This is a genomic window from Sphingopyxis sp. H053, assembly GCF_001468225.1.
Lineage (GTDB): Bacteria > Pseudomonadota > Alphaproteobacteria > Sphingomonadales > Sphingomonadaceae > Sphingopyxis.
Map to the genome: position 1 here is coordinate 135,711 of NZ_LNRU01000011.1, position 22,843 is coordinate 158,553.

Here is a 22,843-nt window from a genome sequence, read left to right on the forward strand (position 1 = left end):
TTTTCTACCGCGGCCCATCGCCACCCGAGTTGTCATACAAGGCGGTAGTTGTCATACAATTTTTGCTTGACATGGGCCCACCAATACCCGCATCATTCGTGACACCGGTTACCAGTGCCGGGCAACGAAATAGAAACGGGAAGGCGGCTGGTGCGGCCACAAGGGCTGGCCATCAGGCGCAATCTCCATGGGAAATCATTGGCGAGCAGGCGACAGGCCGCCGCCGGCGTGGGAGGATGAAGATGGCTATTCAGGCAAGGCGGGGCGTCCGGACATTGGCGAAACTGGCAGGCGGCGCGTCGCTCGCGGCGCTGGCGCTATCGCCGGCCCATGCGCAGGATGCGGCGGCTCCGGCCGCCGATGACGCGATCGTGGTGACCGGCATCCGGGCGTCGCTCGAACGGGCGGCCGACATCAAGCGCGAAGCCGATCAGGTCATGGACGTCATCACCGCCGAAGACGTCGGCAAGCTGCCCGACGCCAACGTCGCCGAAGCGTTGCAGCGCGTCACCGGCGTTCAGATCACCCGTGTTTTCGGCGAAGGCCAGTCGGTGTCGGTGCGCGGGCTGCAGCAGGTGCGCGTCGAGGTCGATGGCCGTACGCTGCTCGGCTGGTCGGCGCGCCTGTCGCCGCCCGAAAATGACCAGCTCGGTCGCTCGTCGGGGCTCGATTCGGTGCCCTCCAGCCTGTTCGGCCGCCTCGAAGTGCGCAAATCGCCGCTCGCCAGCAATGCCGAAGGCGGCCTCGGCGGCACGGTGAACCTCGTCACGCCGAAGCCGCTGAGCTTCAAGGAACCGACAATCTCGGTCCGCGCGCAGGGCGTCTATTCGGAAAATTCGAAAAAGTTCGAACCCGCGATCACCGGTTTTGCGACGACCAAGTTCGCCGATGGCCGCATCGGTGTGATGATCGCGGGCGAATATCAAAAGCGTACCTCGATGACGCAGACGTTCGAGCGCAACAATTTCCTGGGCCGCACCTATACGGGGACGGGCGGCGGCGTCTTCCCGACCCCGGTGTTGCTGCAATATGAGCAGTTCACCGTCGACCGCTCGCGCCTCGGCCTCAACGGCGCGATCCAGTTCGAGGTGACGCCCGAGTTCACGATCACCGCCGACGCGCTCTATTCGAAGCTCAAGACCGGGCGCCGCCAGGACTTTTTCGCCTTCCGCCTGCCGACGGGCACCAATCCCGTCACCAATCGCGTCGTCGAGGATGGCATGGTCGTCGCGGGCAACGCCAACGGCACCGTCACCACCGCGGGGCAGATCCGCAACGAGCCGACCGAAAGCTTCCTCTATGGGCTCAACGGCAAATATGAGGGCGACAACGGGCTGACGATCGAGGCCGACGGCTATTACAGCAAAGGCACGATCGACCAGACGATCCAGATCATCACCTTGCAGGGCACCGCCGCGGTGCCGGGTGCGTTCGATTTCCGCGACACGACGATCCCGTCGCTGACACTGACCGGGCCGTTCAATCCGACCAACTATGCATCGTACAACCCGGCGACGAACGGCGTGCGCAGCAACCGCCTGATCGGCCTGCTCGACGAATATACGGGCAAGCTCGACGTCAGCTACGAAACCGGCGGCGTCACGATCGCCGCGGGGGTTCGCTATACCGACCTCCATGCGCGCTCGAACGCGTTCCGCAGCCAGGTCACGCCGACCCGCGCCGAGATCGAGCCCTATCTGAAGCTGGTCGACACGGGCGATTTCCTGTCCGACATTCCGGGAACCTTCCCGCGCAGCTTTTTGAGCACCGCGCCGACGTTCGACTATGTCTTCAACCGCGCGCAGGCGGCCGAGCCCAATCCGAACGCGAATGGCCGCTCGACGCTGCTGCCCAATCTGCAGCGCGACTATGACTTCAGCGAAAAGACGCTCGCCGGTTATCTGATGGTATCGGGCGAGGGCGAGATTGCCGGCATCCCGTACAAGGCGAATGCCGGGGTGCGCATCGCGTCGACGCGGTTGTCGGTCGATAGCTATGTCAACGTCGGCACCGTCAGCCGGCTGGTCAACGACAAGAATCGCTACACCAATGTGCTGCCGAGCGCGAACATCGCGTTCAATGTCACCGACGATTTCCTGATCCGCGTGTCGGGGTCGCAGACGATGCAGCGCGCCTCGATCGCCGACCTTGCGCCCTCGACCTTCTTCAACGCGACCAACCTGTCGGTCACCGGCGGCAATGTGAATCTCGAACCGCCGATCTCGACGCAGGCCGATGTCAGCTTCGAATATTATACGGGCAAGAGCTCGCTGATCTCGGGTGCGGTCTTCTATAAGGATGTGAGGAATTTCATCGCGAGCTTCGTCACCACCGGGGTCGACACCAACCTCGACCCGCAGGGCCGCGAACTCACCTTCTCGCGCCCGGAGAACCTCTCAAGCGCGAAGATCAAGGGCTTCGAAATCGGTATCCAGCAGTTCATGGACTTCCTGCCGTCACCGCTCGACGGCTTCGGGGTAATCGCGAACTACACCTATTCGGATTCGGAGGACAGCGCGGGCTTCCCGCTCGTCGCGGTGTCGAAGAACAGCTACAACCTGGTCGGCCTGTACGAGAAGGGGCCTTTCTCGGCGCGCATCGCGTACAATTACCGCGACGAGGCGGTGTTCGAATTCTCCGAAGGGCGGCCGAGCTTCGTCGGCTCGCGCTCGCAGCTCGACGCGCAGATCGGGGTCGACATCACCAAGAATATCGCGGTGTCGCTGCAGGCGCAGAATCTGATGCCGAAGAAATCGGCGACGACCGAGTATAGCAATTTCAACACGACCGCGCTCAACAGCTATGCCCTGTCCGAGCGGCGTTTCTCGGTCGGCGTGCACGCGAAGTTCTAAAAAGAGGTCCCCGGCATGGCGGTGTGGGTCGCGCGCCGCCATGCCAAAGGGGGTGATGCCAAACGGGGCCGCAGGGAGTGTATCGGGTTATGATTTCGCGTGATCGGCGTGCGCGCCTCGTTTCGGTTCTGGCGCTCGGCGCGGCGCTGACTTTCCCCTTGCAGGCGCAACCGGCGAAACTGCCCAAAATCCTCTCCGACCCCGCGACGATAGCGGCGAACCCGCTGCCCGATTTCAGCTATGCCGGCTATGGCTTCGGGTTGGCGCCGATCCCCGCCGATGCGGGGACGATCGTCGACGTCACCGACTATGGCGCGATCCCCGACGACGGGCTCGACGATAGCAAGGCGGTGCTGCGCGCGCTCGCCGCGGCGAACGCGGTGAAGGGCAAGGTGACGCTGCGTTTCCCCAAAGGCCGCACGCAGATCACCGAGGTGCTGCGGATCACGCGCAGCGATATCATCCTCGACGGCGCGGGCAACGGGCCGGGCGGCAGCGAACTCTGGTTCCCGCGCCCGCTGAAGCTCATCGACCAGAGCCGCGATTATGACGAGCTGCGCGCCTATATGGTGCGCGAGAAGAAGCAACAGGTCGAGCCCGAGCATAATATCGACTATCTGTTCACCGAATATACGTGGGCGGGCGGGATGATCTATGTCGCGCCCGCGGGCAGCCGGCCGGTCTCCTATGACGGGACGAAGGATGTCCGCGATCCGGTGCTCGCGACCGGGGTTTCGGGCAAGCAGTTCGCCCGCACGCTGACGGTCGATGATGCGTCGAAGTTCAAAGTCGGCGATGTCGTGCAGCTGCAATGGTTCTCGGTCGACGGGCCGAACAGCCAGATATTGAAATCGCTCTATGGCGATACCGACCTGCCGATCGGCTCGCATCACTGGAGCTTCCCGAACCGGCCGGTGGTCGCGCAGGCGACGCGCGTTGTCGCGGTGCGCGGCAAGACGGTGACGCTCGGCGACCCGCTGCTCCACGATGTCCGCGCCGCCCAGCCGGCGGTGGTCGCCCAATGGAAGCATCTGTCGAACGTGGGCATCCAGAATCTGCGGCTGCAATTTCCCGAGGCGCCGTCGTTCGGCCATCATCTCGAGCAGGGCTATAACGGCATCTATATGACCGGCGTCTTCGACGGCTGGGTCCGCAAGCTGACGATCGATCGCGCGGACAGCGGCATCCTCACCGACAATGCCGCGAGCCTGACGATCGCCGACGTCACCACCACCGGCGACCGCCGCGCGCATTATTCGGTGCATGTCGGCGCGGTGCACAATGTGCTCGTCAAGGATCTGAAGGTCGCAAATCCGGTCGTTCACCCGGTCAGCATCAACACGCGCTCGACGCGCTCGGTGTTCCTGCGCTCGGTCGTCGAGAAAGAGGCGATCATCGACCAGCACAGCGGGTCGAACCACCAGAATCTGTTCGACGCGATCGAGATGCACATCGACCCCAAACAGGGCAAGGACGGCTGGCATTACCAGCTGTGGGTCGGCGGCGGCGCGCCCTACTGGAAGCCGGGGCACGGGCTTTACAACACGCTGTGGAACGCGAAGCTGGTGATGCCCGAAAGCGTGCCCGCCGATGCCACGGTCGCGATCACAAGCGGACTCGAAGGCCCCGGCGAACGGATCGTCGGGTTGCACGCGAACCGCAAGATCGCGGTCAGCTACACCCCCGCGCCCTATATCGAGGGCACGGGGCAGGCGGTCGCCGCGGTGCCGTCGCTCTACGAATATCAGCTCGCCCGCCGGCGCCGCTGAGCCTTATTTCGTCGAAGGCGGCGCGACCGACTGGCGCTCGACGAAGGTCGAGGCCAGAACCGCGCCCTCGGCGACCTTGGTCCCCGGGGCGAGAAAATCGGGCACGAGCGTTTGCGCGGCGCGGATACCCATCTCGTGGATCGGCCAGCGGACCGTGCTGAGCGCGGGCCAGATATGTGTCGCGGTCGGGCTGTCGTCGAAGCCGATGATCGAAAGCTGCTCGGGCACCTTCACGCCCTTGCTGTGCGCGACGCTCATCACGCCGGCCGCCATCTCGTCGTTCGAGCAGAAGATCGCCGTCGGCGGGGCGGCGAGCGACAGCAGGGCTTCGCCGGCCTCGATGCCAGCGGTATAGCGGTAATTGCCGGGCGCGTTGAATGCTGGAGGAAGGTCGAGTCCGGCCTCGCTCAGCGCCTCGCGGAAACCTTCTTCGCGCTCGGCGGCCGAACGGAAGCCGACGGGGCCGCGCACGAAACCGATGCGGCGATGGCCGAGCGCGATCAATCGGCGCACCGCTTCGGCGACGACCTCGCGATCGTTCGACGAAATGCAATGCTTCGCATCGTCGAGCGGCGCCGACCCGACGCGGACATAACGCACGCCCAGATCCTCGCAGAGCGCGGCCAGATCGTCATTCTCCGAAATCGGCGGCAGCAGCATCGCGCCGATCGGCCGCTGTTTTTCCAGGAACGTGCGTACATCGTCGAGCAGCTTGTCCGACCCGCGATCGACGGGGCGGACAAGCAAAGCAAGGTCGCTGTCCTTGATCGCGTCGAGCACGCCGCGCTGGAAGTTGAGCACGGTCTGCGCGTTCGGATTGTCGTGGAGCAGCGCGATCAGGAAGTTGCGGCGAAAGGCGAGCGCGCGCGCTTGCGGATTGGGGACGAAGCCCAATTGTTCGATCGCCTTTTCGACCGCGGCGCGCGTCTTGTCGGTCAGGAATTCGGAGCGGTTGATCACCCGGCTCACGGTCTTTTTCGACACCCCCGCAAGCGCCGCGACGTCGTTGATCGTCGGTTGCTTGCCCCCCGGCCCCTTATTCTGTGCCGCCATATTCGCTCTTTCCCCTGCAAGCCTCTGGCCAGGCCCGCGCTTTGCAATGCTGATGGGCGCTCGAAAGCGTAAAATCAACCGCCCGGCGGGGGTGCCAACACCTCTTGACACCGGTTACCATCAAAACTAGCAAGGCGGCAAGCCAGAAATATCGAGCGAGGATGCGATCCCATGTTTTCCAAGACCTATTACGCCACCCATCCCGTGATGATGGAGGAGGTGTCGAACGCCGAACTGCGCGATCGCTACCTCATCCAGAACCTGTTTCGTGACGGCGAGTGCGTCCTCAACTACACCCATGCCGACCGCTTCGTGATCGGCGGCGTCGCCGTGGGTTCGGCCCCGGTCAAGCTGCCCGCGCAGAGCGAGCCGCCGTCGGCCGCGGGCCACCCGTTCCTCGAACGCCGCGAGCTCGCGATCGTCAACGTTTCGTCCGTCGAGGGCACCGTCACCGTCGACGGCGAAAGCTTCACGCTCGGCAACAAGGATTGCCTCTATGTGACGATGGGCGCGAAGGACGTGGAGTTTGCAGGCGAAGGCGCGCGCTACTATCTGGCATCGTGCCCCGCGCACAAGGCGTTCACGACGCGCAAGCTCGGCATCGCCGACGCCAATGCACTCGATCGCGGCAGCCTCGCCGAATCGAACGAACGCACGATCTTTCAGCTCGTCATTCCGGGCGTGTGCGACAGCGCGCAGCTCGTCATGGGGCTGACCGTGCTCAAGGAAGGCAGCGTCTGGAACACGATGCCCCCGCACATCCACGAGCGCCGCAGCGAGATTTATTTCTATTTCGAACTCGACAATGTCGACAGCGACCGCGTGATGCATTTCATGGGCGAGGGTGAAGCCACCCGCCATATCGTCATGCAGAATGAGGAAGCGGTGATTTCGCCGCCCTGGTCGATCCACATGGGCGCGGGCACCAAATCCTATGCCTTCATCTGGGCGATGGCGGGCGAGAATCAGGATTATACGGACATGAACGTCCTCGACATCTGTCAGCTGTCGTAATCCATTCATCGTCACCCCGGACTTGATCCGGGGTCCAGACTACGCCGCTGAAATGGGTGCCGGATCAAGCCCGGCATGACGAAGGGTAGGAAGATGAAGATGTTCGACCTCACAGGAAAAGTCGCGCTCGTCACCGGCGCCAACACCGGCATCGGGCAGGGGATCGCGCTCGCGCTCGCCGAAGCGGGCGCCGACATCGCCGCCGCGGGCCGCTCGCCCGCCGACGAGACCGTCGGCAAGATACGCGGGCTCGGTCGCCGCGGCGAGAATTTCGCCGCCGACCTGTCGAGCGTCGGCGCGGTGCAGCCGCTCGTCGATGCGGTGCTCGCCGAGTTCGGGCGCATCGACATCCTCGTCAACAATGCCGGCATCATCCGCCGCGCCGATGCGGTCGATTTCACCGAGGCCGACTGGGACGCGGTGATGGACACCAATTTGAAGACGCTCTTCTTCCTCTGCCAGAGCGTCGGCCGCCACATGATCGCGCGCGGGTCGGGCAAGATCATCAACATCGCCTCGATGCTGACCTTTCAGGGTGGCATCCGCGTGCCGAGCTATACCGCGTCGAAATCGGGGGCCGGCGGACTCACCAAGCTGCTCGCGAACGAGTGGGCGGCAAAGGGTGTGCAGGTCAACGCGATCGCGCCCGGCTATATCGCGACGAACAACACCGCCGCGCTGCAAGGCGACGAGACGCGCAACCGCCAGATTATGGAGCGCATCCCCGCTGGACGTTGGGGCGACCCTGCCGATATCGGCGGCGCCGCGGTCTTCCTCGCCTCGTCGGCGGCGGATTATGTCCAGGGCCATATCCTCGCCGTCGACGGCGGCTGGCTCGCGCGCTAGCCTCGCGCGATGACCGAAGGCCGCCTTGTCTTTTTCGGCGAACTGCTGATCCGCCTGACCGCGCCGGGCAATGAGCTGCTGATGCAGTCGCCGTCGCTCGCGCTCCATGTCGGCGGCGCGGAAGCGAATGTCGCGATCGGCCTCGCGCACCTTGGCCACGACTGCGCGATGGTCAGCCGCGTTCCTGCGAATGCGCTGGGTGGCGGAGCGGTGGCGGCGGTACGCGGCGCGGGCGTCGATTGCGGCGCCGTTTCCAGCGGTGCAGGGCGCATGGGGCTCTATTTCCTCAGCGTCGGCGCGGGGCTCCGCGCGTCGGAGATCGTCTACGACCGTGCGGGGTCGAGCTTCGCGGCGACCGGGCCCGAGGATTATGATTTCGACCACTTGCTCGCGGGCGCGGGCCTGCTCCACCTGTCGGGCATCACCCCCGCGCTCGGGCCGCGCTCAGCCGAAGCCGCGCTGTCGGCGGCACGCGCGGCGAAACGGCTCGGCGTTCCCGTCAGCTTCGACGGCAATTACCGCGCGATGCTGTGGGAGGCGTGGGACAGCGATCCGCGCACGATCCTCTCCGAACTGATCGGCACCGCCGACATATTGTTCGGCAACCACCGCGATCTGTCGCTCGTGCTCGGCAAGGAATTCAGCGGTGAGGGCGAGGACCGGCGACGCGAAGCCGCCGAAGCGGGTTTCGCGGCGTTCCCCGGCCTCAAGCTGATCGCCTCGACCGCGCGCCATACGGCCACCGCCGACCACCACCGCATCGCCGCACGCGTCGACCTGCGCAGCGGTGGCTACCAGACGCCTGAGATCGACGTAACCGGCATCGTCGACCGCATCGGCGCGGGCGATGCCTTTGCCGCGGGCGTACTCCACGCGCATCTGTCGGGCGGCGATGCGCGTGCGATGGCCGAATCGGGCCTTGCGCTCACCTGCCTCAAACATTCGCTGCCGGGCGACGCCAGCCGTTTCGGGCAGGCCGATATCGACGCCTTCCACGGCGGCGGGCTCGATGTCCGGCGCTGAGCCGATCGGCCGCCGTGCGCTTCTGGCAACGGCCGGCAGCTCGCTCCTCCTTTCAGCTGCCGCGCGGGCCGAGGTCTTCACGCCGGTTCATCATATCGGAGCGGTGAGCGCGTCCGACGGCGACTATCGTTCGGGCGCATTCCGCAGCTTTGGCGACAGCCAGTCCTGGGCTTTCACGGGCATCCGCTATGGCCGCGCCGAGCGTTTTCGGGCGCCGGTCGCCATAACGAAGGCAGAGCAATTGCGGGGCGACATTTTTGGTCCCGCCTGTCCCCAAACGGGTGGCCGCTATCAGCCGCAGGGCGAGGACTGCCTGTTCCTCAACGTCTGGACGCCCGACATTGAAAAGCCGGCAAAGCGCCCCGTGATGGTCTATTTCCACGGCGGCGCCTATTCGACTGGCAGCGTCACCGATCCGGTCAACGACGGCGCGAATCTCGCGGCGCGCGGCGATGTCGTGGTGGTCACCGTCAACCACCGCCTCAACGCGCTCGGCTATCTCTACCTTGCGCGGCTCGACCCGCGTTTCCCCGATAGCGGCAATGCCGGGCAACTCGACCTGATCGTCGCGCTGCAATGGGTCCAGCGCAACATCGCGGCGTTCGGTGGCGATCCGGCCAATGTCACCGTCTTCGGTCAGTCGGGCGGCGGCGCGAAGATCGCGACCTTGATGGCGATGCCCGCGGCGAAAGGGCTGTTCCACAAGGCGATCACGATGAGCGGGCAGCAGGTCACCGCCTCTGGCCCGCTCAACGCGACCAAACGTGCGCAGGCATTCCTCGACAAGCTGGGGCAGGGCGTCGACCCCGCGACCGCACCGGTCGAGCAACTCGTCGCAGCGCTATCGGCGACCGATCCGATCCTCGGCGGCGGGGTCTATATGGGGCCGGTGCTCGATATGAAGCATCTGGTGCGCCACCCCTTCTGGCCCGACGCCGCGCCGCAGTCGCTTGGCATCCCGATGATGCTCGGCAATACGGTGATGGAAACGCGCGCTTTCTACGTCCCCGATGGCAAGCAGCTCGCGGGGCTGAGCTTCGACAATCTCGCTCAGCGGATCGCGCCCGAGATGCGGATCGACATCGAACCGTCGTGGGTCGTCGGCCAGTTCCGCGTGCGCTATCCGAAGGCCGCGCCGCTCGAGCTGTTCCACCGCATCGTCACCGCCGCGCGCAGCTGGCGCGGGCAGGTCGAGGAGGCCGAGGCGCGCGCCCGCGCCAGGGCTCCGGGCTTCGTCTACCAGCTCGATTTCGAAAGCGCGAAACACGCCGACGATATCGCGCTCAGCTTCGGCACGATACCCGATCCCACCCCCGCGCAGCAGGCGATGAGCGATCGCGTGATGGACGCCTTCGTCCGCTTTGCCGGCACCGGTAACCCGGGCTGGCCGGCCTATGATCTGGCGAAGCGTCAGACGATGATCTTCGATACGGAGAGCCGCGTCGAAAATGATCCGCGCAAGTGGGAGCGCGAGCTGTTCGCGCGGGTGCCGTACATCCAGCCGGGCAGCTAGACGATCTTGTGCGAGCCGAGCCAGTTCCACAGCAGCTCGGGCCAGATCGCGATGGGCAGCCCCGCCGCTTTCATCAGCCCGAAGCCATGTTCGCCGCGCTCGAAGAAATGCGCCTCGACCAGAGCGCCAACGGCGCGCGCCGCCTCGCGCAGCCGCACGCTGTTCTCGACCTTCACGACGCCGTCGTCCTCGGCGTGGAGCAGCCACAGCGGCGGCTGGTCGGCGCGGACATTGCGCTCGGGCGAATAAAGTTTCTCGCGCGCCGCATCGGGGTTGGCACCGATCAGTTTCTCGCGGCTCACTGCATGCGCGATCGCCGGGTCCATCGACACGACGGGATAGATGGCCGCGAGCGCATCGGGCCGCGCCGGCAGAGCGTCGGCGGCATCGACCGGAGCGTAAACCTTGGCGTCGAAGCGCGTAAGCAGGCTCGTCGCGACCTGCCCGCCCGCCGAGAAGCCGCCGAAGGCGACGCGCGCCGGGTCGACGTGGTCGAGGGCTGCACGACTGCGCACCAGCCGAACCGCGCGCTGCGCATCGGCGAGCGGGACGTCCGCACCGTTCGTCCAGCCGTCACCCGGCAGGCGGTAAAAGAGGACATAAACGGTAACCCCGCGGGCACGCAGCCAGCGCGCGAGTTCATAACCCTCCTTGTCGACCACGACGTAGCGATAGCCGCCGCCCGGAGCGAGGATCACTGCCGCGCCATTGGGCTTCGCGGGCCGGAAGATGTCGAGCCGCGGACGTGTGATGCCTTGCAGCATCCGGTCGCTCGCATCCGGATCGTCGCTGCGCTGTACGACCGCTTCGACAAGTCCCGAGGGCGGCCGGATATGCCCCTCGGGCCAGAGCGCAATGCTCGCGTCGGGGGTCAGGCCTGCCGGGCGTGTCCATGCTTCGCGTGCTGCCGCGCTCGCGAAGGGCAGCGCGAGGCTGGCCGTCAGCAGGGCGCGGCGGTCGAGCGTCATTGTGCCGCCGCCTTGTTCGGATAGGCGATGATCAGCACCAGCGGTTCGCGGCCCGTCTGGCGAATGCCGACCTTTGCGCCTTGATAGAGCCATGCGGCCGTGCCCGCTTTCAGCTCTTTCTCCTCGCCGTCCGAATGGACGACGCCCGTGCCCGAGAGGACATAATAAATCTCGTCATGATCGATCGGATGCACGCCGATCGCCGCCCCGGCGTGCAGCGCGCGCTTGCGGAATTCGAAGCTGCGCGGCGCGGGGACCGAATCGCTGATCCGGTACGCGGTCGACATACCGATCGCGCCGTGCGGCGGCGCTTCCTCGCGCACCGTTGCCGTTTCGTCGATCACGACCATTGCGGGAGCGGCTCCCCCGGCAAGGAACAGGGCGAAGAGCGCGCCCATCGTCAATTCGCCGTCCGCGATGCGCGATCGCGCGCCGACAGATGTTCCTGCGGCAGGGGGGCGGTCTGGCCAGGATAGCGGCCCGACTTGGGCTCCATCGTCGCAAGGTCCCAGTCGCCCGCCACAAAGGGCGCGCGCACTTCCTTGACCTCAGGATAACCGCTGACTTCCTTCTCATCGTCGATCACATCGCCGCGCCCCTCGGCGACGAAGAAGAGCACGCGAATCTCCTCGGCATCGCGCGCCCACGGCCGCGCCCCCGCGGTCGACAGCACCGATGTTTCGACATCGCGCACCGGCAGAATAGTATAACCGCCAACCGGCGCGAGCGGCGCCTTGGCGCGGATCAGCTTCGCCTTTGTCTCGCCATAGCGGCCGACCTCGGGAAGCGGCTCGCCGTGGCGGTCGACCGCCAGATTATCCTTGCCATAATATTCGAGGTCGCCGTCGCCGCCGAGCATCAGGAACGGTAGCCCCGCATCGGTGTCGTTGCCGCCGCGCATGACATTGCCGACCGCGGTGATCTGTCCGGTCACATATTCATGCCCGACCCATTCGAGATTCATCAGGTTGTAATGAACCGCGCGGTGCTGCGGATTATAGATCAGATTGTTGATCATCAGCGCCTGCGCGCCGCCCTTGATCAGCGGGTTGCGCTCGACATTATGCGCCCAGACGTTGCGGTAAAAGACGATGCCCGTCGCATTGTCGTGGATCAGCGATCCCTTGCTATGCTCGCCCTTCGGATGGCTCGCATCGGCGAGCCCCTCGGCGGCGAGATTGTTCGAAAAGGTGATGTTGTGGCTCGTGCCCTTCCGCCATTCCGCGACGCTCTTGCCGGTGAAGCGCGGTCCAGAGGCCGACATATTTTCGTCGATCCCCCACATCAAAGTGCAATGGTCGACGATGACATTATGCGCCGCGACGGTCGAGAAAGTGTCGGCTTCCCACCCGCTGCGCTTCGGCTGGCCGTCAACGCCGGTGTAGACACGCAAATGGCGCATCACGACGTCGTGCGTCTTCACGTCGATGCCGGTGCGGATCAGGGTGATGCCGGGCCCCGGCGCGGTCTGGCCGGCGATCGTCAGATAGGGATGTTTGATCTCGATCGTGCTGCGGCCCATGTCGATCACCCCGCCGACCTCGAACACGATGATGCGCGGCCCCGGCGTGTCGATCGCCGCCTTCAGCGATCCGGGGCCGTCAGGCGCGAGCGTGGTCACGCGCAATATCTGCCCGCCGCGTCCGCCCGGGGTCTCTGCTGCCGGACCGACCGCGCCCGGAAAGGCGAGCGGTGCCGCATCGGCGGCCGTCGCCGAACCCGATGACAGGCTAAGGGCCAGAAAAAGCGCAGTTATCCGAGGATTTTTGGGCATCCTGTCTCTCCTCATCATTGGGGTATTGACATGTTCGTCGCAATCCGCAATCTTTCTGACACCGGTTACCCCAATCGGTCAACGAGAAAATATTTCCAAGGGAGAGGGTCTGATCCGGTTCGCCGCATGTGACGGCGAGCCATCATCACTCTCTGAAAGATCAACGGATGAAGCGGTGTGCCAAATCGCTTTGTCCAGTAAAGTAACCGGTGTCATTCCTTGCGCAAGCGGGGGCAACGGGGCGATATGGGAGGATGATAATGGCTATTCATGCAATGCGGAGCATTCGCACTTTGACCCGGCTGGCGTGCGGTGCATCGCTTGCCGTTCTGGCGGCCTCGCCGGCCTGGGCGCAGGACGCTGCTGCGGCCGCCGATGAAGCGGTGGCGAGCGGAGACGAGATCGTCGTCACCGGCTTCCGCGCCTCGCTCGGTGCCGCGCTCAACGTGAAGCGCGAGTCGGTCGCCGCGGTCGACGCGATCGTCGCCGAAGATATCGCCAAATTCCCCGACCAGAACCTCGCCGAATCGCTGCAGCGCATTCCCGGCATCACGATCCAGCGCGATGGCGGCGAAGGCCGCGGCATCACCGTGCGCGGGCTCGGCTCGCAATTCACCCGCGTCCGGGTCAACGGGCTCGAAACCGTCGCGACCTCGACCGACGGCGCCTCGGCGAACCGCGACCGCGCGTTCGACTTCAACGTCTTCGCCTCGGAGCTGTTCAGCTCGATCGTCGTCCACAAGACCGCGTCGGCCGAACTCGACGAAGGCTCCCTCGGCGCCGTCGTCGACCTCAACACGGGCAACCCGCTCGCGGGCAAGGGCGGCTTCACCGCCGCGCTGTCGGCGCAGGGCAGCTATAACGACCTCTCCGAAAAAGTCGGCCCGCGCGTCGCCGGACTGCTCAGCTGGGTCAACGATGCCGGCACGCTCGGTTTTGCCGTGTCGGCCGCCTATTCGGACCAGAAGACGCTCGAACTCGGCAATAATTCGGTTCGCTGGGCGCAGGCGCGCTTCGACTCGGTCGATGGTACGCCGTGCTGGACCACCGCCAATTCGGGCGGCACCTACAGGCCAAGCACGGCTTGCGATTCGGTCTCGCTCGCCTTCCATCCGCGCATCCCGCGCTACGGCGAAATCGCGCATGACAAGAAGCGCCTCGGCATCACCGGGTCGATCCAGTTCGCGCCGAGCGATGCGACCAAAATCTCGCTCGACGGCCTTTATTCGAGCTTCAAGCATCAGCGCCGCGAGCGTTGGGCCGAGGTGCTGCTGCGCAGCAACGAACGCTCGATCAACGTCAGCGACTATGAAATCGACGCCGACAATAATCTGATCTCGGCGACGCTCGACGACGCGTGGGTGCGCACCGAACATTATCTGCGCAAGGCGAAGACCGAATTTTACCAGGTCGGCGCGACGTGGGACCAGGATGTCAGCGATACGTTCCGCTTCACCCTGCTCGGCGGCCTGTCGAAATCGACCGCATCGATCCCGCTCGAAACGACGATCGTCTTCGACGACCGCGATGCGCAGGATTATCGCTACGATTATAGCGACATGAAAAATCCGCTGCTGACCTTCGGCACCAGCGTGACCAATCCGGCGAATTTCCAGCTTGCCGAAATCCGCGACCGCCCGTCGGAGGTCGCGAACAAGTTTCGCACCGCGCAGCTGCGCACCGAATGGGACATCAGCGACGATTTCACGGTCAAGGCGGGCGGGGTCTATCGCCGCTTCGACTTCGCCAGCATCGCCTTCACGCGCGACACCGTCGTGTGCGGCAACGGCGGCGTCGACCGTGTTCTCGGCACGCTCGCCTGCTCGCCGTCGTCGGCGTTCGGACCCGCCGCGGTGTACGGCTTCCCGGTCAATCCGGGGCTCGCCGACCTGTTCACGCTCGGCAAGGCGGGGCAACCGGCGGGTACGACGACCGAATGGCTGGTCGCCAATCTCGACGCGACGACCGCCTTCACCAAGCTTTACGACCGCGTCGCCGCGGTCGACGCCGGCAACAACCGCGCGGTGCGCGAAGAGGTCACCGGCGGCTATCTGCAGTTCGATGCCAAGGGCGAGCTTGGCGGCCTGCGCTATGCGCTGAATGCCGGGGTGCGCTACGTCCACACCGACCAGACGTCGAGCGGGCTCAGCAGCGGCGCGGCGGTGACGGTCGAGCGCAGCTACGAAGACTGGCTGCCGTCGATGAACCTCGCGCTGTTCCCGCACGACGACATCATCATCCGCGCCGCGGTTGCCGATGTGATGACTCGCCCGACGCTCGGCAATCTGACGCCGGGCGGGACAGTCGACGGGTTCAACTATCGCATCAACTACGGCAATCCGTTCCTCGATCCGTTCCGCGCGACCGCCTATGACATTGCGTTCGAATGGTATTTCGCACCGCAGTCGATCTTCTCGGTCGCGCTGTTCAAAAAGGATATCGCAAGCTTCCCCGTCGCGACGACGACCAGCGGTACCTTTGCCTCGACCGGCCTGCCGACGTCGATCATCCCGCCGAGCAGCCCGGCGTCGATCAATCCCGAGGGTCAGATCTGGACGATCAACTCGATCGGCAACGGCGAAGGCGCAAAGCTGAAAGGCATCGAAGTCTCGTTGCAGGCACCGTTCAAATTCCTGCCGGGTTTCCTGTCGAACTTCGGCGGCATCGTGAATGCGACCTATGTCGACTCGGACGCCGATTATTCGGTCGCCGGCCCGTCGATCGTCCCGGGCGGCGCCAACGTCGGCGCGATCCGCAACGGCACGCTCTTCAACCTGTCGAAGCGCGCCTACAACGGCACGCTCTATTATGACGACGGCAAGTTCAGCGCCCGCGCCTCGGTCAGCTATCGCAGCCGCTATGCCGATGCGAACAGCGGCACCGGCAACGTCTTCGAAGGCTATGGTTCGACGATCAACGTCGATGCGTCGGTCCGTTACGCGATCACCGACAATATCGAAATCTCGGTCGAGGGCATCAACCTGACCGACGAATATCGCTATCGCTTCACCGATATCGATGCCGACCGCAATTACGAGAATAACCACTTCGGCCGTACCTTCCTGTTCGGCGCGCGCGTCAAGATCTGACGGATTCGTCCCGGTGAGGCCCGGTTTCCGTTTTCAGGGGACCGGGCCTTTCTTTTTTTGAGGAGAGACGCGTGACCGATCGTCGCGACATGCTCAAACTCGCCGGGAGCGGCCTGCTCGCGACCGGCCTGTCGGGCTTCGCCGCGCCCGCCGCATGGGCGACGGCGGCGCCCGCGTCTTCGGGTCCCGTTCCGGCGTGGGCCAAGGGTTTCGACGGCCAGCGCAAGGCCGATCTCGGCGACGGGCGCTTCCTCAACCCGATCATGGCCGGCGACCATCCCGATCCGTCGATCCTGAAGGACGGCGCCGATTATTATATGACCTTCTCGACCTTTGACTCCTATCCGGGGCTGGTCATCTGGCATTCGCGCGATCTGGTGAACTGGCGCCCGATCGGCCCCGCGCTCCACAAGAATATCGGCTCGGTCTGGGCGCCCGAACTGTGCAAGCACAAGGGCCGCTATTATCTCTACATTCCCACGAAAGGCCCGAACACAAGCTGGGTGATCTGGGCCGACCGGATCGAGGGACCGTGGAGCAAACCGGTTGACCTGAACCTACCCAATCATATCGACCCGGGCCATGTGGTCGGCGAAGACGGGTCGCGCTGGCTGTTCCTGTCGGGGGGCGACCGCGTGCGCCTGTCCGACGACGGCCTCAAGCGCATCGGCGAGCCCGAACATGTCTATGATCCGTGGCGCTATCCCGCCGACTGGGTGGTCGAAGGCTTCGCACCCGAGGGGCCAAAGATCACGCGGCGCGGCGACTATTTTTACATGATCACCGCGGTCGGCGGCACCGCGGGTCCGCCGACCGGCCATATGGTGATCGCGGCGCGGTCGAAATCGATCCACGGGCCGTGGGAGAACTGCCCCGCGAACCCGCTCGTCCGCACGACGTCGGCCGCCGAAAAATGGTGGTCGCGCGGCCATGCGACGCTCGTCGAGGGACCCGCGGGCGACTGGTGGAGCGTCTATCACGGTTTCGAAAACGGCTATTGGACGCTCGGACGGCAGGCGTTGCTCGACCCGATCGAATGGACCGACGACGGCTGGTTCCGCATGAAGGGGGGCGACCTGTCGCGGCCGATCGCCAAGCCGAAGGGCGGCACGATCGCGGGCCCGCACGGCATGGCGCTGTCCGACGATTTTACCGCGCTCGCGCTCGGCGCGAAATGGAATTTCTTCAAGCCCGCCGCCGACGAGCGCAGCCGCGCGCGCGTCGAGGATGGCGTGCTGGTGCTGGCGGCGCGCGGCAAGGCGCCGGTCGATTCATCGCCCTTGCTGCTGATCGCGGGCGATCAGGCGTACCGCTTCGAATGCGATATCGAGATCGCGCCCGGCGGCACCGCTGGCCTGATCCTCTTCTATGACGAAAAACTCTATTGCGGGCTCGGCTTCGACGGCGAGCGCTTCGTCACGCACCAATATGGCATCGAGCGCGCGCGCCCCGCCAACCCGCACGGGGCACGCATGCGGATGCGCGTCACCAACGATCGCCATATCGTCACCTACGACACCAGCGGCGACGGCGGGAAGACGTGGACGCGTTTCGACCGCGGCATGGAGGTCTCGGGCTATCACCATAATGTGCGCGGCGGTTTCCTGATGCTGCGGCCCGGCCTCTATTCGGCGGGGCAGGGCGAGGCGCGCTTCCGTGATTTCACCTTCCGCGCGCTCGACTAAAGCGTCACGCCCGATTTCCAGATCGCGATATCGCGTTCGTCGTTTTTCTCGGCCTGCGTCGGCTTGCCCGAGGCTGTCGCAGCGATCAGGTCGAGCAGCGCGTCCGCTGTATTGTCGAAGCCCGCTTCGAGCACCGACCCGGCATCGAAGTCGATCCAGCTCGCCTTGCGCTGGGCCAGCGCGCTGTTCGATGCGATCTTCAGCGTCGGCGCCGGAAAGCCGAGCGGGGTGCCGCGGCCGGTGGTGAACAGGATGATCGTCGCGCCCGCCGCGGTCAGCGCGGTCGATGACACCGCGTCATTGCCCGGCGCTTCGAGCAGGGTCAGCCCGGGCAGCGTGGCTTCGCCGCCGTAGCGCCGGACATCGACCACCGGCACATTGCCGCCCTTCTGTACCGCGCCGAGCGACTTTTCCTCGAGCGTGGTGATCCCGCCCGCGATATTGCCGGGCGAGGGATTCTCGCTCACCGGCTCGCCGTTGCGAATGAAATAATCTTTGAAGTCCTGCACCAGCGCGACGGTGTCGTCGAACACCGCGCGCGATATCGCACGGTCCATGAGCAGCTGTTCGGCGCCGAAAATCTCGGGGATTTCGGTCAGCACAACCTTGCCGCCGGCCGCCGCGACGGCATCGGCCATGCGCCCGACGAGCGGGTTCGCGGTCAGCCCCGACAGCCCGTCGGAGCCGCCGCATTTGACCCCGAGCACCAGCTGCGACAGCGGCACCTTGCGGCGCGGTGTATCGGCGCAGCCCGATACCAGCTCGTCAACCAGCGTCAGGCACGCCGCCTCGTCATCCTCGACCGCCTGCGCCGACAGTGTGCGGATATGCGCGCGGCGTTCGGCCGGGATCAGCTCGATCAGCGCGCCGAGCTGGTTGCTTTCGCACCCCAGCCCGACGATCAGCACCCCGCCGGCATTGGGATGCTGCGCGAGCGCCGCGAGCAACGCGCGCGTATGACCCAGATCGTCGCCAAGCTGCGAGCAGCCAAACGGATGCTTGAACGCATGAACCCCGTCGACGGCCCCGGCATGGCGCGCGCCCGCGATCCGCGCGACGCGCGCGGCCAGATTGCCGACGCAGCCGACGGTCGGCAGGATCCAGATTTCGTTGCGTGTGCCGACGCGGCCGTCGGGGCGGACATAGCCGCCGAATGTCGGCGCCGGCTTGGCGTCTGGTGTCGCTTCGCTCGCGCCCGGCCCATAATGATAATCGCCATCGCTGCGCAGCGCGGTCGCCAGATTGTGGCTGTGGACATGGTCGCCCGGCGCGATGTCGGCGGTCGCGATTCCGATCGGGAAGCCATATTTGATCACCGCTTCGCCGTGCGCGATCGGCGCGAGAGCGATCTTGTGCCCGCGCCCCACGGCAACCGATGCGCGAAGATCACAGTCGGCGAACAGGGGGGCGCCTGCCGCGATATCGGCAATCACCGTTGCGACATTATCCACGTCACGGACGCGGATCGCATGGATTCGGCTGTTGCCGGTCATCGCCGTTCAGCAGTGCCCGGTATGGCGGAGCAATTTGTCATACATCCGATATTCGCTTGCCTTTGACACCGGTGTCTCTTACACCGCTTCGCGGAAGAGGGAAATGAGAAAGATGCTGGCGACAAGCGATCAACAGAATGTGGCGCGTGCACTAATCGACGCACGCGCGGGAAAGACACCGCTTACCGTCTATCCCGGCGCGATGCCGCAGACGATGGCTGAGGCCTATGCGATCCAGGACAGCGCGATCGCGCTCGACGGCCGCCGCATCGGCGGATGGAAGGTCGGGCGAATCGCCGCCGAGCTCGTCACCCGCTACGGCGGCAACCGCCTGACCGGACCGATCTTCGCCGACGAAATCTTCGATGGCGCCGCCGATCCCGTGATGCCGGTTTATGCTGACGGCTTCGCTGCGGCCGAGGCCGAGATTCTGCTCTGCTTCGGCGACGTCGGCACGCGCGTCTATGACATCGACAGTGTGCGCGAGTGCATCGCCGACGTCCGCACCGGCATCGAGATTGCGAGCTCGCCCTTTCCCGAAATCAACCGCCACGGTCCCGCGGTCACCGCGTCGGACTATGGCAACAACAAGGGGCTGATCCTCGGCCCGTCGATCGCCGACTGGCGCGGCGCCGATCTTGTCCGCATGCCGGTCGAAATGGCGATCGACGGCGAAGCGGTCGGCGCGGCGACGATGGAGGCGATGCTCGATGGCCCGTTCGGATCGGCGCTCTTCCTGATCGACATCCTGCGCGCACGCGGCATAGCTATTCCACCCGGGACCTGGGTGTCCGCGGGCGCGATCACCGGTATCCATGAAATCAAGCCCGGCCAGCGCGCCGAAGCGCTCTTCGACGGAAAAATCCGCGTCGGTTGCTCGATCAAAAGCTATTAAAGCAAAACAACGGGAGAGGTTTATGGCACAGGCATTCGCGGACGGAGGTACGGCGGCGCCGGTGCCAAGGTCCGGCCGCTACCGCTGGCTGATTGTCGCGGTGCTGTTCGCGGCGACCACGGTCAATTATATCGACCGCACCATGCTCGGTCTGCTCGCGCCGACGCTCGGCACCGAGCTTAAGTGGAGCGAGAATGACTATGGCAACATCGTCACCGCCTTCCAGGCCGCCTATGCGCTCGGCTTCCTGCTCATGGGCTGGCTGATCGACCGCTTCGGTCCCAAGATCGGATACAGCATCGCTATTTCGATCTGGACGATCGGTCATATCGCGCATGGTTTCGCGGGGTCGATCGCCTCCTTCATGGCCGCGCGCGTCATACTCGGCGTCGGCGAGGCGGGGCATTTCCCCGCGGTCGTCCGCGCGTCGAGCGAATGGTTTCCGCAAAAGGAGCGCTCCTACGCGATCGGCTGGGTCAACAGCGCGACGACGATCGGCGTGATTCTGACCGCGCCGACCGTTGCGCTGTTCATGCGCGTGCTCGGCTTCGACTGGCGCGAGACCTTCATCTACACCGGCGCCTTCGGCGTCCTTCTCCTGATCCTCTGGCTCTGGCTCTACAGCAACCCGCGCGAGAGCGGGAAGGTCAGCGATGCCGAACTCGCGTGGATCGAGCATGATCCGCCCGAACAGGTCGAACGCATCGGCTGGGGCCGGATCGTCACCAAGCGCGAGGCGTGGGCGTTCGCGGTCGCCAAATTCCTCATCGATCCCGTCTGGTTCCTGATGCTCTTCTGGCTGCCCAAATATTTCAGCTCGACCTATGACGTCGATCTCAAGGTCGTGCTGCTGCCGATGATCATCATGTATCTGCTGTCCGATGTCGGCAGCATCTTTGGCGGCTGGACCTCGTCGAAACTGATCCAGCAGGGCCACAGCGTCAATTTCGCGCGCAAGGTGACGATGGCGATCGCCGGTTGTTTCGTCCTGCCGCTGTTGTTCGTCACCGGGCTCGACAATATGTGGCTCGCGGTCGTGTTGATCGGTCTGGCGCTCGCCGGGCACCAAGCCTTTTCGTCGACGCTCCTGTCGATCCCGCCCGACATGTTCCCCAAACGCGCGGTCGGGTCGGTGATCGGTCTGGGCGGCTTCGCGGGCGGCGTCGGCGGGATGATCATGGCCAAGTCGACCGGGCTGGTGCTCGACGCGACGGGCGGCAATTACACCTTCATTTTCGCCGCCTGCACGACGGTCTATTTCCTCGCCGTGCTGGCGATCCACCTCCTCAGCCCGCGCCTCGCGCCGGTTACCGTGGAAAGCAAAGCCTGATCCGATGCCGCGTCCGCTGGCCCTCTCCCCCGACCGCCTCTTTCCCTCGGATCCGGCGCAGCGCGACATCGCGCGCCGGCTCTACAAGGAAGTGGCGGGCCTGCCGATCGTCAGCCCGCACGGGCATACCGATCCGGCGTGGTTCGCGGGCAACGCATCGTTCGGCAATGCCGCCGAGTTCCTGCTGCATCCCGACCATTATGCGTTCCGGATGCTCTATTCGCAGGGCATTTCGCTCGACGCGTTGGGGATCCGCAACAAGGCGGCCGGCCCGCGCGAGAGCTGGCGGCTGTTCGCCCAAAACTATCATTTGTTCCGCGGCACGCCGACGCGGATGTGGATGGACTGGGTCTTCGCCGAGGCTTTCGGGTTCGATGTGCAATTCTCGGGCGAGACGTCGGACCTCTATTACGACCGGATCACCGAGGCGCTCGCGACCGATGCCTTCCGCCCGCGCGCGCTGTACGACCGGTTCGGGATCGAGGTGATCGCAACGACCGAAAGCCCGCTCGATACGCTCGAGCATCACGCGGCTATTCGCGCCGCGAATGAAAGCGGTGAATGGGGCGGGCGCGTCATCACCGCCTATCGGCCCGATCCGGTGGTCGATCCCGAGTTCGAAGGCTTTCGCGACAATCTCACGCGCTTCTCCGACCTCTCGGGCGAAGATGCCTTCAGCTATGCGGGTTATCTTGCCGCGCACCGCAATCGCCGCGCCTTCTTCGCCGAGATGGGCGCGACCTCGACCGACCATGGCCATCCGACCGCGGCGACCGCAGACCTGTCGGAGACGCAAGCCGAAGCGCTGTTCGCGCGTGTCACCGGCGTCAATGTCAGCGCCGCCGACGCCGAGCTGTTCCGTGCGCATATGCTGACGGTGATGGCAGGGATGAGCCTCGACGACGGGCTCGTCATGCAGATCCATCCCGGCAGTTTCCGCAACCACAACCCGTGGCTGTTCGAGCATTATGGCCGCGACAAGGGCGCCGATATCCCGACCGCGACCGACTATGTCCACGCGCTGCGCCCATTGCTTGGGCGTTATGGCAACGAAGCCGCACTGACGATCATCCTCTTCACGCTCGACGAGACGAGCTACGCGCGCGAACTCGCGCCGCTCGCGGGCCATTATCCGGCGCTGAAGCTCGGCCCTGCCTGGTGGTTCCACGACAGTCCCGAAGGCATGCGGCGCTTTCGCAGTCAGACCACCGAGACCGCGGGCTTCTATAACAGCGTCGGCTTCAACGACGACACACGCGCCTTCCTGTCGATCCCCGCGCGCCACGATGTCGCGCGGCGCATCGACTGCGGCTTCCTCGCGCAGCTCGTCGCCGAGCATCGCATGGAGGAATGGGAGGCGGCCGAGCTTGCCGTCGACCTCAGCTACAATCTCGCCAAGGCCGCGTACAAGCTGTGAGACTGTCGGCGCAAACGCCGTTCCCGGCGTCGGTGCAGGCGCCGGGTTACGACCGCGAGCGCCAAGCCGCGGGCATCGTCCATATCGGTATCGGCGCCTTCCACCGCGCGCATCAGGCGGTC

The 22,843-nt window shown here is 65.2% G+C and carries 16 protein-coding genes; 11 read left to right on the top strand and 5 right to left on the bottom strand.

The window, feature by feature from the left end:
- Positions 1-242 precede the first annotated feature (242 nt).
- Complete coding sequence (locus tag ATE70_RS19615; protein WP_197411519.1) at positions 243-2,852, top strand: TonB-dependent receptor; 2,610 nt, start codon at positions 243-245, stop codon at positions 2,850-2,852.
- An 89-nt stretch (positions 2,853-2,941) separates the two neighbouring features.
- Entirely contained in the window at positions 2,942-4,621 is a 1,680-nt protein-coding gene (locus ATE70_RS19620; RefSeq protein WP_058539371.1) for a hypothetical protein, read from the top strand.
- A gap of 3 nt (positions 4,622-4,624) precedes the next feature.
- Here the strand turns inward: ATE70_RS19620 and ATE70_RS19625 are convergent, their stop codons facing one another.
- Positions 4,625-5,674, bottom strand: a complete 1,050-nt coding sequence (locus ATE70_RS19625; protein WP_058539372.1) for a LacI family DNA-binding transcriptional regulator — start codon at positions 5,672-5,674, stop codon at positions 4,625-4,627.
- 171 nt (positions 5,675-5,845) lie between these two features.
- On the opposite strand from ATE70_RS19625, the gene kduI reads away from it, so the two are divergent.
- The 4 genes from kduI to ATE70_RS19645 all read left to right on the top strand — a co-directional run bounded on the left by kduI (position 5,846) and on the right by ATE70_RS19645 (position 10,070).
- Positions 5,846-6,688: a 5-dehydro-4-deoxy-D-glucuronate isomerase gene (kduI, locus tag ATE70_RS19630; protein WP_058539373.1), complete on the top strand. Its 843-nt coding sequence runs from the start codon at positions 5,846-5,848 to the stop codon at positions 6,686-6,688.
- A gap of 93 nt (positions 6,689-6,781) precedes the next feature.
- Positions 6,782-7,534 (top strand): 2-dehydro-3-deoxy-D-gluconate 5-dehydrogenase KduD, encoded by a 753-nt coding sequence (gene kduD / locus ATE70_RS19635; protein ID WP_058539402.1) that lies wholly within the window; start codon positions 6,782-6,784, stop codon positions 7,532-7,534.
- A 9-nt stretch (positions 7,535-7,543) separates the two neighbouring features.
- Complete coding sequence (locus ATE70_RS19640; protein WP_058539374.1) at positions 7,544-8,557, top strand: sugar kinase; 1,014 nt, start codon at positions 7,544-7,546, stop codon at positions 8,555-8,557.
- On the top strand, positions 8,544-10,070 hold the full coding sequence (locus tag ATE70_RS19645) for a carboxylesterase/lipase family protein (RefSeq protein ID WP_058539375.1): 1,527 nt from the start codon (positions 8,544-8,546) through the stop codon (positions 10,068-10,070). The genes ATE70_RS19640 and ATE70_RS19645 overlap by 14 nt, the downstream gene beginning before the upstream one ends.
- On the opposite strand, the gene ATE70_RS19650 is transcribed toward ATE70_RS19645, so the two are convergent.
- From ATE70_RS19650 to ATE70_RS19660, 3 genes are read right to left on the bottom strand one after another with little or no spacing between them, the layout of a single operon-like run.
- Positions 10,067-11,038 (bottom strand): alpha/beta hydrolase, encoded by a 972-nt coding sequence (locus ATE70_RS19650; protein WP_058539376.1) that lies wholly within the window; start codon positions 11,036-11,038, stop codon positions 10,067-10,069. The genes ATE70_RS19645 and ATE70_RS19650 overlap by 4 nt on opposite strands.
- The gene (locus tag ATE70_RS19655) at positions 11,035-11,436 is read right to left on the bottom strand and encodes a cupin domain-containing protein (protein ID WP_058539377.1); all 402 of its coding nucleotides are present in this window, start codon (positions 11,434-11,436) and stop codon (positions 11,035-11,037) included. The genes ATE70_RS19650 and ATE70_RS19655 overlap by 4 nt, the downstream gene beginning before the upstream one ends.
- A gap of 2 nt (positions 11,437-11,438) precedes the next feature.
- On the bottom strand, positions 11,439-12,812 hold the full coding sequence (locus ATE70_RS19660) for a pectate lyase family protein (RefSeq protein WP_058539378.1): 1,374 nt from the start codon (positions 12,810-12,812) through the stop codon (positions 11,439-11,441).
- 260 nt (positions 12,813-13,072) lie between these two features.
- Here ATE70_RS19660 and ATE70_RS19665 point away from each other — a divergent pair, with 260 nt between their 5' ends.
- Positions 13,073-15,901 carry a TonB-dependent receptor gene (locus ATE70_RS19665; protein ID WP_082639731.1) on the top strand — a complete coding sequence of 943 codons (2,829 nt, stop codon included), beginning with the start codon at positions 13,073-13,075 and terminating at the stop codon, positions 15,899-15,901.
- Positions 15,902-15,990: 89 nt separating this feature from the next.
- Positions 15,991-17,586, top strand: coding sequence for a family 43 glycosylhydrolase (locus tag ATE70_RS19670; RefSeq protein ID WP_058539403.1), 1,596 nt, complete (start codon positions 15,991-15,993; stop codon positions 17,584-17,586).
- On the opposite strand, the gene ATE70_RS19675 is transcribed toward ATE70_RS19670, so the two are convergent.
- The gene (locus ATE70_RS19675; protein ID WP_058539380.1) at positions 17,583-19,079 is read right to left on the bottom strand and encodes a UxaA family hydrolase; all 1,497 of its coding nucleotides are present in this window, start codon (positions 19,077-19,079) and stop codon (positions 17,583-17,585) included. The two genes, ATE70_RS19670 and ATE70_RS19675, sit on opposite strands and share 4 nt — an antisense overlap.
- Before the next feature lie 139 nt (positions 19,080-19,218).
- On the opposite strand from ATE70_RS19675, the gene ATE70_RS19680 reads away from it, so the two are divergent.
- Genes ATE70_RS19680 through uxaC form a run of 3 tightly spaced genes read left to right on the top strand, consistent with a single transcriptional unit; the run spans position 19,219 to position 22,721 of the window.
- Positions 19,219-19,974, top strand: a complete 756-nt coding sequence (locus ATE70_RS19680; protein ID WP_331458703.1) for a 2-keto-4-pentenoate hydratase — start codon at positions 19,219-19,221, stop codon at positions 19,972-19,974.
- A gap of 22 nt (positions 19,975-19,996) precedes the next feature.
- On the top strand, positions 19,997-21,304 hold the full coding sequence (locus ATE70_RS19685; protein WP_058539382.1) for an MFS transporter: 1,308 nt from the start codon (positions 19,997-19,999) through the stop codon (positions 21,302-21,304).
- Between the two features lie 4 nt (positions 21,305-21,308).
- Positions 21,309-22,721, top strand: a complete 1,413-nt coding sequence (uxaC, locus tag ATE70_RS19690) for a glucuronate isomerase (protein ID WP_058539383.1) — start codon at positions 21,309-21,311, stop codon at positions 22,719-22,721.
- The last annotated feature ends 122 nt before the right edge of the window (positions 22,722-22,843 follow it).